At 55.6% G+C, this 15,342-nt stretch carries 16 protein-coding genes; 13 read left to right on the top strand and 3 right to left on the bottom strand.

What is annotated here, in order from left to right:
- Position 1 precedes the first annotated feature (1 nt).
- On the bottom strand, positions 2-823 hold the full coding sequence (locus AC6I8N_RS16705) for a manganese/iron ABC transporter ATP-binding protein (protein ID WP_021186372.1): 822 nt from the start codon (positions 821-823) through the stop codon (positions 2-4).
- 3 nt (positions 824-826) lie between these two features.
- Entirely contained in the window at positions 827-1,729 is a 903-nt protein-coding gene (locus tag AC6I8N_RS16700; RefSeq protein WP_497829505.1) for a metal ABC transporter substrate-binding protein, read from the bottom strand.
- Positions 1,730-2,102: 373 nt separating this feature from the next.
- On the opposite strand from AC6I8N_RS16700, the gene AC6I8N_RS16695 reads away from it, so the two are divergent.
- From AC6I8N_RS16695 to AC6I8N_RS16660, 8 genes are all read left to right on the top strand, one after another.
- Complete coding sequence (locus tag AC6I8N_RS16695) at positions 2,103-2,546, top strand: GlcG/HbpS family heme-binding protein (RefSeq protein ID WP_497829504.1); 444 nt, start codon at positions 2,103-2,105, stop codon at positions 2,544-2,546.
- Positions 2,488-3,282: an SDR family oxidoreductase gene (locus tag AC6I8N_RS16690; RefSeq protein WP_497829503.1), complete on the top strand. Its 795-nt coding sequence runs from the start codon at positions 2,488-2,490 to the stop codon at positions 3,280-3,282. Before AC6I8N_RS16695 ends, AC6I8N_RS16690 begins: the two co-directional genes overlap by 59 nt.
- Before the next feature lie 19 nt (positions 3,283-3,301).
- Entirely contained in the window at positions 3,302-4,090 is a 789-nt protein-coding gene (locus AC6I8N_RS16685) for a siderophore-interacting protein (RefSeq protein ID WP_497829502.1), read from the top strand.
- 92 nt (positions 4,091-4,182) lie between these two features.
- Positions 4,183-4,722, top strand: coding sequence for a PadR family transcriptional regulator (locus tag AC6I8N_RS16680; protein WP_497829501.1), 540 nt, complete (start codon positions 4,183-4,185; stop codon positions 4,720-4,722).
- Positions 4,723-4,917: 195 nt separating this feature from the next.
- Positions 4,918-6,399 (top strand): UbiD family decarboxylase, encoded by a 1,482-nt coding sequence (locus AC6I8N_RS16675; RefSeq protein WP_021186378.1) that lies wholly within the window; start codon positions 4,918-4,920, stop codon positions 6,397-6,399.
- 11 nt (positions 6,400-6,410) lie between these two features.
- Positions 6,411-6,989 (top strand): UbiX family flavin prenyltransferase, encoded by a 579-nt coding sequence (locus tag AC6I8N_RS16670; protein WP_021186379.1) that lies wholly within the window; start codon positions 6,411-6,413, stop codon positions 6,987-6,989.
- A 10-nt stretch (positions 6,990-6,999) separates the two neighbouring features.
- Positions 7,000-7,722 carry a DUF554 domain-containing protein gene (locus tag AC6I8N_RS16665; protein ID WP_208723640.1) on the top strand — a complete coding sequence of 241 codons (723 nt, stop codon included), beginning with the start codon at positions 7,000-7,002 and terminating at the stop codon, positions 7,720-7,722.
- 69 nt (positions 7,723-7,791) lie between these two features.
- On the top strand, positions 7,792-8,667 hold the full coding sequence (locus tag AC6I8N_RS16660) for a LysR family transcriptional regulator (RefSeq protein ID WP_021186381.1): 876 nt from the start codon (positions 7,792-7,794) through the stop codon (positions 8,665-8,667).
- A gap of 48 nt (positions 8,668-8,715) precedes the next feature.
- On the opposite strand, the gene AC6I8N_RS16655 is transcribed toward AC6I8N_RS16660, so the two are convergent.
- Positions 8,716-9,012 (bottom strand): Rdx family protein, encoded by a 297-nt coding sequence (locus AC6I8N_RS16655; protein WP_497829500.1) that lies wholly within the window; start codon positions 9,010-9,012, stop codon positions 8,716-8,718.
- A gap of 245 nt (positions 9,013-9,257) precedes the next feature.
- On the opposite strand from AC6I8N_RS16655, the gene AC6I8N_RS16650 reads away from it, so the two are divergent.
- The 5 genes from AC6I8N_RS16650 to AC6I8N_RS16630 are packed head-to-tail and all read left to right on the top strand — an operon-like array spanning position 9,258 to position 15,324.
- Positions 9,258-11,654, top strand: coding sequence for a TonB-dependent receptor domain-containing protein (locus tag AC6I8N_RS16650; RefSeq protein ID WP_497829499.1), 2,397 nt, complete (start codon positions 9,258-9,260; stop codon positions 11,652-11,654).
- Between the two features lie 51 nt (positions 11,655-11,705).
- Positions 11,706-12,737, top strand: coding sequence for a hemin-degrading factor (locus tag AC6I8N_RS16645; protein WP_497829498.1), 1,032 nt, complete (start codon positions 11,706-11,708; stop codon positions 12,735-12,737).
- Complete coding sequence (locus AC6I8N_RS16640; protein WP_497829497.1) at positions 12,734-13,558, top strand: heme/hemin ABC transporter substrate-binding protein; 825 nt, start codon at positions 12,734-12,736, stop codon at positions 13,556-13,558. Before AC6I8N_RS16645 ends, AC6I8N_RS16640 begins: the two co-directional genes overlap by 4 nt.
- Positions 13,551-14,552 (top strand): FecCD family ABC transporter permease, encoded by a 1,002-nt coding sequence (locus AC6I8N_RS16635; protein ID WP_021186386.1) that lies wholly within the window; start codon positions 13,551-13,553, stop codon positions 14,550-14,552. Before AC6I8N_RS16640 ends, AC6I8N_RS16635 begins: the two co-directional genes overlap by 8 nt.
- Positions 14,545-15,324, top strand: a complete 780-nt coding sequence (locus AC6I8N_RS16630) for a heme ABC transporter ATP-binding protein (RefSeq protein WP_497829496.1) — start codon at positions 14,545-14,547, stop codon at positions 15,322-15,324. The genes AC6I8N_RS16635 and AC6I8N_RS16630 overlap by 8 nt, the downstream gene beginning before the upstream one ends.
- Positions 15,325-15,342: the final 18 nt, after the last annotated feature.

Here is a 15,342-nt window from a genome sequence, read left to right as displayed (position 1 = left end):
GTCAGGCCCTCTCACTGCCTGGCGGCAGATGTGACACAAACGGCCGTTCATCATCGGTGATGATGCGGTCTTCCGAGCCGTTCAGCACCACATGGCGCAGCACCCCGCTAAAGGCACGTTCGAGATTTTCCGCCGTGAAGGTGGTGGCAGTTGGGCCGCTTGCCAGTACCGTGCCTTTCACCATCACCGTGTAGTCACAGAATTCGGTAACGGAACCGAGGTTATGGGTCGATACCAGCATGGTTTTGCCCTCGTCTCGCAGCTCACCCAGCAGGCTGATGATCTTCGCCTCCGTCTGCACATCCACCCCGGTGAAAGGTTCATCCAGCAGGATGACTTCTCCCTGCTGGGCTATCGCGCGTGCCAGAAACACGCGTTTTTTCTGCCCACCGGACAGCTCGCCAATCTGGCGTTGGCGAAAGGCCAGCATATCAACCCGTTCCAGAGCGGCATTGACGATGGCGTGATCGTGCTCTTTGGCGATACGCAGCATCCCCATATGGCCATAACGCCCCATCATCACCACGTCTTCGACCAGCACCGGAAAGGACCAGTCAACCTCTTCGGCCTGGGGCACGTAGGCAACCAGATTGCGCCGCAGCGCCTGGCGCGTCGGCATGCCGAGAATGCGGATTTCTCCCTGTGCCAGGCGCACAAAGCCCATCACCGCTTTGAACAGCGTTGATTTGCCGGAACCGTTAACCCCGACCAGGGCAGCGATCGAGCCGCCTGGTACGTTAAAATTGGCCTCACGCAGCGCCGTGTGTCCGTTACGGTAAGTGACGCTGACCCCGGAAGCGCTAATCGCTGGCAGCTTTGTCATGGATTACTCCTTCAAACCGTCTTTGATGCCTTGCACCAGGGTGCGGGTGGTGACGTTGAGCAGGTCGAGATAGGTCGGCACCGGGCCATCAGGGCCGCTCAGCGAGTCGACATACAACACGCCGCCATAATGCGCGCCGGTTTCGCGTGCCACCTGACGTGCCGCTTTATCGGATACCGTGCTTTCACTGAACACGGCGGGGATCTGATCCGCACGCACGCGGTCAATCACCCGACGAACCTGCTGTGGTGTGCCTTGCGAATCGGCATTAATCGGCCACAGATAGAGTTCTTTCAGCCCCAGATCGCGCGCCAGATAGGAAAATGCACCTTCGCTCGACACCAGCCAGCGTTTGTTTTCCGGCAGTTGTGCTACCTGCTGACGCAGTGGTTGCAGCGTATCAGTGATTTTTTGTTTGTAAGCGGCGGCGTTGCGCTGATAGATCGCTGCATTGTCTGGATCGTATTTCACCAGCGCATCGCGAATATTATCGACGTAAATCAGCGCGTTATCGGGTGACATCCAGGCGTGAGGATTCGGTTTGCCGTTGTACGGGCCTTCGGTGATGCCCATCGGTGTCACGCCCTGGGTGACGATAACCTCGGGCACATCTTTTAAGTGCTGATAAAAACGACGGAACCACAGTTCGAGGTTCATCCCGTTGGCGAGAATCAGCTGAGCACCCTGCGCGCGTTTGATATCGCCTGGCGTCGGCTGGTATTCATGAATTTCTGCCCCCGGTTTGGTGATGGAACTCACCTCTGCGGCATCCCCGGCGACGTTTTTCGCCATATCGGCGATCACCGTAAAGGTGGTGATGACCTGCAGTTTTTCGCGGGCGTAAGCGCCGGGGTTGAACAACGTGCTCAGCAGCGCGCCGAGCACGATTCCTTTCATCATTTTCATACCGTCAGTTCCGAAGTGATTGAAAATCGATCTGATATAGCAATTGCTATACTTTATAGCAGTTGCTAATGAAATGAGAAAGGTCTGGAGTGTAAAGCTGTGTATGCGCTGGCGTAGCGGAGTAAATAGGTTGCACTTCTCCTTCTCCCGCTGGCGGGAGAAGGCCGGGATGAGGGAATCAGTCCGCACGAAATTCCGCGCGATACATCGCGCCGCTACGGATAGCTGGATATATCTGCGTACGTAGATAGCATTTTTCGGCATTGCGCTTAAGATATATCATAACTATTCTGTCCAGCGTCAGATGAGAATGAGTTTCGCTTTCATATTTGATTCATGCGCGGGCTTCTGACGCCCGACGCGAGGCAAAATAATGGATAAAAAACCTGAATCGACCAGCGCAGTGCTGGCCCGGACCTATCACTCGATTTCGCTGGCGGCGGCACGCACCGTTATCTCGGCAGCACTGGAAACCGCTGCACAGCATGACTGGCATATCAGCGTAGCGGTGGTAGATCGCGCCGGTGAGTTGGTCAGTCTTGACCGCAGCGATGCGGCAATTGGCATCAGCCCGAGTGTCGCGCAGGGTAAAGCGCGGACTGCCGCGTTGCTGCGCGCTCCTTCGAAAGAGTTTGAAAGCTTTATCAACAGCGGCAGCCCGAGTTTTCTTGCCACACCGGGTGTGACGCCGCTGGAAGGCGGCATTCCGCTGTGGTTGCACGGCGAGGTGATTGGCGCGGTAGGCGTGAGCGGGGCACATGGCGCGAACGATTCGCTGGTGGCTGAACTGGCGGCTGAAGCGCTGGCCGCATTCTGAGGAGCAGGGAATGGCATCATTACAGGCTAAACATCTGGTGGTGATTGGCGGCAGCTCCGGCATTGGCTGGCAGGTGGCTCAACTGGCGGCAGCGCAGGGGGCGCAACTGACCCTTCTCGGTCGCAATGCCGAACGTCTGGCACAGGCGCAAGCCACGCTGACGCAGCAGGGCGCTCAGGTAGCGACGCTGGTGGTCGATGCACACGATCATGACGCACTGCGCAGTGCGTTTAAACAGCTCGCTGCCTTCGATCATCTGGTTTCGATGGTCGGCGATGCGATGGGCGGTGGTTTCCTCAGCGCCGATATGGCGCTGATTGAGAAAGTGATTTACTCAAAATTCCTCACCAATGTGCTGATTGGCAAACTGGCGGCAGAAAAAGTGCGGGCAGGTGGTTCTCTGACCTTCACCGCCGGTACCGGCGGCCGCGCTCAGGATGCCTGCGCCAGTTATGTGGGTAATCAGGGCATTGTGTCGCTGGCGCAGGGCCTGGCGGTGGAGCTGGCACCCAAAGCGCGCGTCAATTGTGTCGCCCCTACCTGGACGGTGACGCCGTTCTGGCGACAGCAGGCGGCGGAGCAGGTGGAACAAACCCGGCAGCACTTTGCTGAGATCATTCCGCTGGGACGCACCGCTGAGATTGATGAACTCGCCAGCGCTTATCTGTTCTTAATACAAAACGACTTTATTACCGGACAACAAATTGCGGTGGACGGCGGCATTATGCTCGGCTGATCCTCGCGGGAGATATGACTTGAGAAAACAGACCTCTTCGGGCAACCCACGCGCACCCCGTCGCGTACGCAATGAACTGCGTTTTCGCCACATTACCGTAGCGAGCAAAACACGCATCGCCGGACAATTCTGGCGTATCGTTTTTACCGGCAGCGATTTGGCCGGTTTTAACTCGCCTTCTTATGATGACCACATCAAAGTGTTCTTCCCGGAGCCGGGTAGCGCGCTGACACTGCCGACCATGACCGACGAAGGCGTGGTGTGGCCTGCTGGCGTACGTCCGGCCGCGCGTGATTACACCCCGCTGGAATTTAACGGTGTCGATTCGCTAACCCTCGATTTCTATATCCACGATGGCGGCGTCGCCAGTAGCTGGGCTAACGACGCGCAGCCGGGCGATCAGTTGGCGATGGGTGGCCCGCGCGGTTCCTGTGTGGTCCCGGTTGATTATGGCTGCCAGGTTTATGTCTTTGATGAGACCGGTCTGCCCGCTATCAAACGCCGTCTGGCGGAAGTTGAGGCGCAGGAGGTGCATCTGCTGGCGTTTGTTGATGAGGCCACCGGGCGTGATTATCTGGGCGATCTCGACGGTGTGAATATTAGCTGGCTGGGCAGCGGCACCATGCAGAGCGATAACCTCGGCGCGCTGATTGCAAAGCTGGATAAGATCTCCATCCCCAGCGAGGAGTACTTTATCTGGCTGACCGGGGAAGGTGAGGCGGTGAAACTGCTGAGCGATTACTTTACCCAGCGTCGCGGTGCAGATACCGATTTTGTTCGCGCTGTCGCCTACTGGCATCAGAAATAACCGACTCTTGCCCGTCCAGTTGCCGCCTGTGTTGAATTTTGCCAGGCGGCAGACTACTATCAACCTCCCTTAACCGACCCCTCAGGCAGGCAATGAAACAGCATCGCGACTCTCCCTGGCACGGCGACCACGCCCAGCGTGCATTTTGTGCAGGCGCACGTAAAAAGCGTCGGGAACGTATGCTTGATGCCAGCGATATCCGCCTGTTGATGCTGCACTTTCTTGCCCAGAGCGACGCTCACGGCTATGAGCTGATCAAATCGGTTGAAGAACTCTCCAAAGGGGAGTACTCCCCCAGTCCCGGTATTATCTACCCCAACCTGACGCTGCTGGAAGAAACCGATGCCATTCGCGTGGTGGATGCGCAGGAGTCGCGTAAAGCCTACACGCTTAACGACAATGGCCGCGCGCTGCTGGCTGAAAATCGTGAAAATGTGGATACCATTATTAGCCGCTTAACCTCGCTGGCTATTCTGGTCAATAATCGCAGCATTCCGGCAGTAGAACAGGCAATTCACAATATTAAATTCACGTTAAATCATCGTCTGGCGCAGGAAAATATTTCTGAAGATGCATTGAATATTGTGATTGCCGCACTGAATGAAGCTGCGGAAAAAATTGCAAAGAGTTGATCTAAATCATTTTTACGCCGAAATTTGTTGCAACATTGTTTTATTTAAATAAACAAATAAAAACAAACCTGTAGCATAAATATCATCCAAACCAAAAAGGTTTGGGTGGTAAATATAAACGGTAGTTTTTCCCGCAATTATTCAGCGCTACTTTCCCCTCATCGCATTCACTCTGAAGCGTTAAGGGAAAAGAATATGTCTGAAACAAAAAAACAGCCGGTGCATGATCTGCGTTCGGCTATCGCATTGCTGCAAAGTCTGAAAGGCGAATTCGTCAGTACCGATACCGAAGTCGACCCCCATGCGGAACTCTCCGGCGTATACCGCTATGTTGGTGCTGGCGGCACCTGTGAACGTCCGACGCGCAAAGGCCCGGCGATGATGTTCAACAAGGTGAAAGGTTTTCCTGATGTGCGCGTGGTGACCGGCCTGATGTCCACCCGTGAACGTGTTGGTCATCTGCTGGATTGCGCACCGGAAAAACTTGGTTTTCTGCTGAAAGATTCGGTGCATCACGCGGTGGCACCGGTAGTGATCAGCGAGAAACCCTTGTGTCAGGAAGTGGTGCATTACGCGGAAGACCCTAATTTTGATCTGCGTACCCTGCTGCCTGCGCCAACCAATACCGAAGAGGATGCCGGTCCTTACTTCACCATGGGGATGTGCTACGCCTCCGACCCGGAAACTCACGAATCGGATATCACCATTCACCGTCTGTGCATCCAGAGCCGCGACGAACTGTCGATGTGGCTGACTCCAGGCCGCCATATTGATGCCTTCCGTGAGAAAGCCGAAAAAGCCGGCAAACCGCTGCCAATCTCCATCAGCATCGGTGTTGACCCGGCAATCGAAATCGCCGCCTGCTTTGAGCCGCCAACAACTCCACTGGGCTTTAACGAGCTGAGCATTGCCGGTGCATTACGTGGCAAACCGGTGGAACTGGCTCCCTGTGTCAGCATCAACGAGAAAGCCATTGCACACGCTGAAATCGTGATTGAAGGCGAACTGCTGCCAAATGTGCGGGTGCGTGAAGACCAGAACACCAACACCGGCAAAGCGATGCCGGAATTCCCGGGTTATACCGGCGAAGCGAAAGCCGAGCTGCCGGTTATCAAGGTGAAAGCGGTGACGCACCGTAAACATCCGATTCTGCAAACCACCCTTGGTCCAAGCGGCGAACACGTCAGCATGGCCGGTATCCCGACCGAAGCCAGTATTCTCGATATGCTGGAACGCGCGATGCCAGGCCGTGTGCTGAACGTCAATGCGCACACCTCCGGTGGCGGCAAACTGCTGGCGGTGATCCAGTTTAAAAAATCAGCGCCAGTGGATGAAGGTCGTCAGCGTCAGGCTGCCCTGATTGCTTTTGCCGCGTTCTCAGAACTGAAACACGTCATTCTGGTGGATGACGACGTGGACGTGTTCGACACCGACGACATTCTGTGGGCCATGCAGACCCGCTTCCAGGGCGATGTCGATATCGCCACCATCGCCGGGGTGCGTTGCCATCCGCTCGACCCATCGCAGCAGCCAGGCTACAGCGCCAGCATTACCCAGCAAGGGATGACCACCAAAACCATCTTTGACTGCACCGTGCCGTGGCATATGAAAGCCCACTTTGAACGTTCGAAGTTCAAAGAGGTAGATGTAAAACGTTTCCTTCCCGATTTTGAGTAAGTGAGGTTGTAGTGAGCAGAAGGCGCATTATCGTCGGCATTAGTGGCGCATCCGGTTTTCAGTACGGCATGAAGGCGCTGCAACTGCTGCGCGATCAGGATATTGAGGTGCATCTGGTGGTGACCAAAGGTGCAGAGGTGACGCGTTCCATGGAAACCACCTGGCAGCGGCAGGAGATTACCGATTTGGCGGATGAGGTGCACAGCATCAGCAATCTCGGCGCCTCGATCTCCAGCGGCTCGTTTAAGACCCTCGGCATGCTGATTGCGCCCTGCTCAATGAATTCGCTGGCGTCCATCGCACATGGGCTGACCGGCAATCTGCTGACCCGTGCAGCAGATGTGATCCTGAAAGAGCGGCGTCGGCTGGTGCTGATGGTACGTGAGACGCCGCTCAATCTGGTGCACATTCGCAATATGGCGGCAGTGACGGAAATGGGCGGGATCGTTTATCCGCCAGTTCCGGCCTTTTACCAGAAGCCACAATCCGTGGATGAAATGGTGCATCACAGTGTATCGCGTGCCCTCGACCTGTTTGATCTCGACGTCGGCAACCTGAAGCGCTGGGGTGAAAAACATAATGAAGCCTAAGGAGTAAATTATGGTAGTGGGACCCTTTGTCAACGGCAGCGCCGTGCTGATTGGTGGGATGGCAGGCGCTTTTCTCGGCACCAAAGTGCCGGAACGCTTACGCGTAGCACTGCCGATGACCTTCGGCCTGTCGTCGATGGGCCTCGGGATTGTATTGATTGGTAAGATTCACAGCTTACCGGCGGTGATTCTGGCGCTGATTATCGGTGCCGCTCTCGGTGAACTGGTGTTTCTGGAGGAGAAAATTGGCCGCCTCGGTAATCTGGCAAAAGGGCTGGTTGGGCGTTTCCAGGGTGAACAAACCGAAACCGGTCTGACGGGCGCGGCCTTTACCGAGAAGTACGTGGCGATTATGGTGTTGTTCTGCGCCAGCGGTACCGGCATTATCGGGGCGATGACCGAAGGGATGACACACGATCCCAATATCCTGTTTGTTAAATCCATTATGGATATCTTCACCGCCGCGATTTTTGCTACCTTGCTGGGTTATGCGGTAGCGGTGATTGCCGTACCACAGCTCATCATTCAGCTGGTACTGGCGTCAGCCGCAGTACTGATTATGCCGCACACCACCGCAACCATGATGAGTGACTTTACCGCGGCGGGTGGATTTATCATGTTGGCGGCGGGTTTCCGTATCGCCGGAATTAAATCATTCCCGGTGGCGAATATGTTACCCGCGTTGGTGCTGGTGATGCCGATCAGCCATCTGTGGACGATGTTTATTCATTAAGCAGTACGACAGCCGCGGTTGGATCGGGGTTAGCCATGTCGTATCAGGCGCGAGGAGGCGCGGAGCATCATGGATCTCAAACGATTGCATTACTTTTGCACAATAGCGGAACAGGGCTCCATCAGTAAAGCCGCAAAGCTATTGAACATCGCACAACCGCCGCTGGGTAAACGTCTCCAGGAACTGGAAGAGGAAATTGGTTCGCCGCTGTTTACCCGCACCCCACGCCGTATGGTGCTGACCGAGGCCGGAACTTTTCTTTATCGTCAGGCATGCGACATCCTGAGCCGGGTCAATCAACTGAAGCGTCAGACCATCACCATTGCCACGCGTAAGCAGCGTCGGGTGAATATCGGTATCTCCTACCTGTATCTGCGCTATTTCAATACCATCCTGATGGATTACTACCGCAACCGCCCCGACTGGGATATTAACGTTATCGTGTCTGACTCCAGCCATCTGGAAGCGATGCTGCTGGATAACACCGTTGATATTGCGTTGATGCAAACCCCTGGCGATCGTCAGGCGTGGTTTGTGCGCGAGCTGGAACCGATTGATACCATTGCGGTGATCTCTTCACATTACGCGCCAATGCTGGCGGGAAAAGCGTTGCAGTTTGCCGATCTCAGCGGCATTCCACTGATTCTGCTACACCGCATTGGTGGGGAAGGAACCTATGAAGTGCTGCGCAGTAAGCTGTTCAGTAGCCTTGAACAGGTGAACATCAGTATCAAGGTATCCGAACCCCGTCTGGTGCTGGAAATGATGGAGCAGGGGTTTGATGGTGCAGCCTTTTTACCGCGATCGGAGTTTATCCCCAGTGCGCAGGGCAGATATATGGTGTGTCCACTGGCGGAACCCTTCGCGATTTACCATCCGGCGATTGTTGCGTTGAGCACCGCGCAGGATCGCCTGCTGTGGCCGTTGGAACATGAAGTGGCGTAGCGGCGCTGGCAAAGGTGCGCGATTTATCGCGCATTTTGATGGAAAGAATCAATTCCCCGCCGGTTTCTTCTTATCCACATGGCCCAGCTCCCGATCCGGGAAGCAATAATCCCGCACCCGCTGCTTTAACGCCGCCGCATCGGGGAAGCCGCCTTCCTGCTTGCGTTCCCAAATCACGTTGCCATCGATGGTGATTTCAAACACGCCTCCGGTGCCGGGTTGTAACGTCACCGAAGCTAAATCATCAGCAAAAGTATGCAGCAACTCCTGCGCCATCCACGCTGAACGCAGCAACCAGTTGCATTGCGTACAGTAATGAATATTCACCGCGGGTTTCTGTGCCATGTCATCGCTCATCTTAATTAATTGATTAGTAATAAGTTAACTATGGTTAACAAATTGTGCTGTCTAAGATACATCTTAGTGTAAATGCTATTGATAATGATTACCACTTACATTACATTCCTGACGAAATCATTTATAACATAAAAAAAGTCTGTAACTTTTTACGGTTTTATATACAAAACCTGTGGTTTTCTGGCAGCAAGCAAGTGAGCGAATACTAACAATTAACCAGGTATTTCGCGTCTATGTCCTCATTATTTTCGGGGTTAACTCACCAGCGTCTTTTCAAAACGGCGATCTTAGCGTCAGCGATTCACGCGGCTTGTGGCTATGCAGCGACCAGTGATAATCAAGAACTGACCATTTCAGGCAAGAAAACCACCACCAATGAACCGGTGATGACCGTCACTGCACCGAAACAACCGTTGGTTGCTGGCAGCCGTAACACCATCTCAGCTGAAGAAATGCAAAAGCAGGGTGGTAATGATTTCGGTTCAATTATGCGTTATCAGCCGCTGGTTAGCGCGCCGGGCGCTGCAGGCGGTAGTAACACCGGCAAAAGTGGCTACACTGGCGACCGTGGTGGTTATACCGGTTATAACATCCGTGGCCTGGAAGATAACCGTGTCTCTATCGACGTAGACGGTATCGAACAGCCTTTTGCAACGGGGCGTAGCTCCGTAGGCCGCACCGGTTCAGGCACCTTCGGGATTGGCCGCGACTATATCGATCCTTACATGTATGGCTCAGTCGGTATTGTTTCCGGTGCGACCGATGTTTCCTACAAGAATAACGCCCTCGGTGGTTCGGTGTCCTTCCGTCCCAAATCACCGGATGATTACCTGTCGCCAACTAAGCAGACCTACTTCGGTTATCAGAGCGACTACGATTCTTCCAACCGTAGCTGGCACAATGGCATCACCGCCGCAGCAGGTGATGAAACCCTGCGTGGTATCGTGGTGATTAGCCGTCGTGACGGTCAGGAAACCCGTAACAATAGCGGCACTATCGATGCCTACCCGGCCAACTGGCACTCGGATGCCATCGCTGCCACCGGAATCTGGCAGCCGAACAGCGAGCATCAGTTCAGCGCCACGCTGGACTACTACCACAAAACCAATCACACCAACTTCGATTACTGGGGCACAGGCACCACGACCATTTATGGCCGTGCCGATCAGAGCAGCCAGACTCGTCGCTGGAGTGGCATGTTGAAAGATCTCTGGACGCCGGACAATAACCTGCTGGTAGATTCGCTTGAAAGCAGCATCTATTACCAGGAAACGCAGGCACACGATGATACTGCCGTGCCAGTCGCCGGTTCCGTTGCAGCGCACAATATCTATTCAGACTACAACACCAAAACCTATGGTTTTGAAACCAAAGGTGAAAAGAGCTGGCTGTTTAACAACTTCAGCTATGGTCTGAACGCCAGCATCGCGAAAACTGAGCGTCCATACTGGATGGACCCGGCGCAGACGTCTTACAACAATATCACTCCGCCAGAAGCCAACAGCCGTAGCTGGACTTTCGGGGCTTTTGTTGAAGACACCATGAGCTGGGATTTGAACGGCCATACCTTCTCCGTGATTCCTGGCGTGCGTTACGCTTATCAGAATACCAAGCCGCAGAACCTCTCCAGCATTTCGGGCGGGGATGCCGATGTATCAACGGGTGCAGTGTCAACGCTGTATGGCAAGAGCTTTAGTGATGGTCAGCTGCTGCCGTCAATCGCCTTCCAGTACAACCTGACGCCGAAAATGATGGCTTACCTGCAATACAAGCGCGGCGCACAGTTCCCGAACCCAAGCCAGTTGTATGGTTCATGGAACCTGACATCCAATTATGGTGGTTCAAATCAGTATGCGCTGTTGGGTAACACCGACCTGAAAACCGAAACCAGCAATAACTTTGAGTTCGGTCTGAAAGGCGAAGCGGTTGAAGGGATCACCTTCTCCGCGGCGACCTTCTACAACAGCTACAAAAACTTTATCGACTACACCCGTTACAGCCGTAGTTCGAATCCGGAAGTCTTTACTGACATCCCGAGCAACATTGGCATTGCTTACCGTGCGGAAAACCGTGACAAAGCCTATATCTACGGTGCGGAATTCGGTAGCAAGTTCAACATCGGCACATGGGTGCCAGAAGTCGATGGCCTGAGCGCACGTCTGGCATTTGGTTATGCGCAGGGCGCGTCTAAGTCCAGCTACCTGGGTGATAAATACGTGCCGTTGGAGAGTGTGCCGCCGATGCGTCTGATTACCGGTGTGGCCTATGACGATCCGGATCAGCGCTACGGTGCAGCCGTTACCGCTACCTTTAATCATGGTAAGCGTGCAACGTATACCCAGCGTCAGACCTATACCAATGCTGGCAGCGCGATTGGCACCACCAGCAATACCTACTACCAGAATATCCCCGGTTATGCGTTGGTTGACCTGACGGCTTACTACCGCGTCACCAAAAACGTCAAGATCAGTGGCGGTATCTACAACCTGACGGATCGCAAATACTGGGACTACCTCAGCAGCCGCGATCTGGAATCCACCACCAGCAAAACCGATCAGAACTACTATGATTCACAGCTTGCTGTGATGCCCGGACGCACCTTCCAGTTGGGTGTGAACGTCGATTTCTAATAAATCACTTCGCCCTGCGGCAACGCAGGGCATTTTCATGGAGCATGCGCAATGAACGAACGTTACGAACACTATCTGGCCCTGAAAGGCGAACATCCAAAAAAATACGCCCGCGATCTGGCGGCGCTGATGGGCATTGGCGAAGCGCAACTCTGTGAGGCGCGCGTCGGCCACGATGCAAAAGCGCTGAAAACCGATTTCCCGGCACTGCTGGCCGCCCTCGAAGCGGTGGGTGAAACCAAAAGCATCACCCGCAATGAATATGCGGTGCACGAGCAGGTTGGCAAATATGAAAACCTGCACCTCGGCGAACATGCCGGACTGATCCTCAACCCGCGCGCACTGGACCAGCGTCTGTTTCCTCAGCAGTGGCATAGCGCCTTCTTCCTGCAAGAGATGACTGCGCGCGGTGAACGTCAAAGTATTCAGATTTTTGACAGGCACGGTGACGCGGTGCTGAAAATCTACACCACCGACAACACCGACATCGCTGCCTGGGATGCGCTGATAGCGCAGTTCACCACCGCAGACCACGCCGCACTGGAGTTGACACCAGCGAGTCACCCGCAGCACAGCACGACCGTGGATGCCAGCACCATCGAAGCCGAATGGCGTGCCATGACCGATGTGCACCAATTCTTCGGCCTGCTGAAACGCCATAACATTTCACGTCAGCAGGCATTCCGCGCGGTTGCAGACGATCTGGCATGGCAGGTCAGCAATGATTCGCTGGCCCAGTTGTTGAACCAGGCGCAGCAGGACGGCAACGAAATCATGATCTTTGTCGGCAACCGTGGCTGCACCCAGATCTTCACCGGCGCGGTAGAAAAACTGATGCCGATGGATAACTGGATCAACATCTTCAACCCGGCGTTCACGCTCCATCTGCTGGCGGACCACATCAGCGAAAGTTGGGTGACGCGTAAGCAGAGCGGCGATGGTTTCGTCACCAGCCTTGAACTGTTCGCCGCTGACGGCGCTCAGATCGCGCAACTTTACGGCCAGCGCAGCGAAGGTACGCCGGAGCAGGCGCGCTGGCGTGAACAGCTGGCATTGCTTACCACCCCAGGAGCTGCCGTATGAAACGTCTGACCCTGTTGTTGCTGACTGCGCTGGCACTGCCGACGCTGGCAGCGGAACGCGTGGTTTCCATTGGCGGAGATGTCACGCAAATCATCTATGCGCTGGATGCTCAGCAGGACCTGGTGGCGCGCGACAGTACCAGCCAGCAGCCTGCCCAGGCGAATAAACTGCCGAACATCGGTTATATGCGTCAGTTGAATGCGGAAGGCATTCTGGCGCTGAAACCGACGCTGGTGCTGAGTAGTGAACTGGCAAAACCATCGCTGGTGCTGCAACAGGTGGCGCAGGCGGGGGTAAAGGTGGTGGAAGTTACCGGCAAAAACAGCATTGAGGCGATCCCGGAAAAAATCGCCACCATCGGCAAAGCGCTGCATCGTGAAGAAGCGGCCAATGCCCTGACCGAGCAAGTGCAGAAACAACTGGCGCAACTGCCGAGCCAGCCACTGCCGGTGAAGGTCCTGTTTATCATGGCGCACAGCGGCATGAACACCCTGGCGGCGGGATCGCAAACCGGGGCAGATGGCGCGATTCGCAGTGCCGGTCTGGTGAATGCAATGGCGGCAGTGCCGCATTATCAGCCGCTGTCGCAGGAGGGTGTGGTGGCTGCGGCACCGGATCTGGTGGTGGTGGGCCAGGATGGCCTGCGCACCCTCGGTGGTGAGGAGAAAGTCTGGTCGCTGCCGGGACTGGCGCTGACGCCAGCCGGACAGCATCACGCGTTGCTGGTGGTGGATGAAATGGCATTGCTGAGCTTTGGTCTGGACACGCCAGATGCCATCGTCAAGCTGCGTCGTGCAGCTGAAGCGGCCAAACATGACTAGCGTTGCACTGCTGCGCTGGCTGAGCCTGATGGCCGTCAGCATGGTGATATGTATGTTGATGGCCGCCAATTTTGGCGCGATGCCGCTCTCGATCCGTACCCTGTGGCATGCGCCGCTCAGCGATATGGTGTGGCAGATCTGGCTGAATATCCGTCTGCCGCGTGTATTGCTGGCGGTACTGCTTGGCATGGCGCTGGCGGTATCCGGTGCGGTGATGCAGGGGCTGTTTCGCAACCCGCTGGCCGATCCGGGATTGCTGGGTATCAGCAGCGGAGCCGGTCTGGCAGTGGCCCTGGCGATTATTGTGCCGGTGGCTTTGCCACCCATTCTCGCGTTGTGGCTGCCCATGCTGGCGGCCTTTATCGGCAGCCTGGTGGTGACGTTGCTGATCTTCAGCTTTAGTCGGCTGGCACTGGGTAACCTGTCGCGTCTGCTGTTGGTGGGTATCGCCATTAACGCGTTATGTGGCGCGGCGGTCGGGGTACTGTCGTGGATCAGCAATGATCAACAGTTGCGTCAGTTGGCGCTGTGGGGCATGGGCAGCCTCAGCTCCGCGCAGTGGCCGAGTCTGACGGTATGTGCGCTGCTGATTTTACCGACGCTGATTGCCATTCAGACGCGTGCGCGCCGTCTTAACCTGCTGCAACTCGGTGAAGAAGACGCGCATTACATGGGGATCGATGTAAAACGCACCCAGCGTCAGCTGCTGGTGCTGAGCGCGTTGCTGGTGGGAACGGCCGTTTCGGTCAGCGGGATTATCGGCTTTGTCGGGCTGGTGGTGCCGCATGTGATGCGTTTCTGTCTGGGGAGCGATCATCGCTGGATGTTGCCGGGATCGGCGCTGGCAGGGGCGATCCTGTTGCTGCTGGCGGATACTCTGGCGCGCACGGTGGTGATCCCGGCAGAAATGCCGGTGGGTCTGTTAACCAGCCTGATTGGCGGCCCGTGGTTTCTTTGGCTGATCCTGCGTCAACAGAGAGGGATAAATGAGTGATCGGATGCAGGCGCGCGGTCTGCAATTTAGCCACGGCGCACGGGCGCTGATTGATAATGTTTCGGTGACTCTCGAACCGGGCAATATGGTGGCGTTAATCGGCCCGAACGGTGCCGGTAAATCTACGTTGCTGCGTCTGTTAACCGGCTTCCTTACACCGGATGCAGGGGAGTGCTGGCTGGGTGATCGCCCGCTGGCAGACTGGCCGCGTGAACCGTTGGCCCAGCGTCGTGCAGTGATGCGCCAGCAAAACACCATGACCTTCCCGATGCCAGCTGAAGATGTGGTGGGGATGGGACGTGCGCCCTGGCCGACCACGGGAGCGAAGGCGGTGATTGAGGAGGTGATGCATATCACCGGTAGCCTTGAGTTGGCACGACGTGATTATCGCTCGCTGTCCGGTGGTGAGCAGCAGCGCGTGCAGTTGGCGCGTGTGCTGGCGCAGTTGTGGCATGCGGATGGTCCGCGTGGCTGGCTGTTCCTCGATGAACCTACCTCGGCGCTGGATCTGTTCTGGCAGCAGCATAGCCTGCGGCTGCTGCATCGCTTAACGCGTAATGGCCGGTTTAGCGTATGTACCGTATTGCACGATCTCAATCTGGCTTCATTGTGGTCTGATCGTATCCTGTTGTTGCATCAGGGAAAACTGGTGGCAGAAGGGGCGCCGCATGAGGTGATGACCGAGCAGACACTGACGCGATGGTATCAGGCGGAGCTGGACGTGGTACGGCAAGCGAAGCAGGGCAGACCGCAAATTCAGTTACGCGCCTGAGTATGATTGCGCGATAAA

The sequence above is a fragment of the Pantoea sp. X-Soil-TKNS-1279 genome (assembly GCF_059730565.1).
Note: the sequence above shows the minus strand (reverse complement) of the source record. Positions and strands in the feature narration are given on the sequence as shown.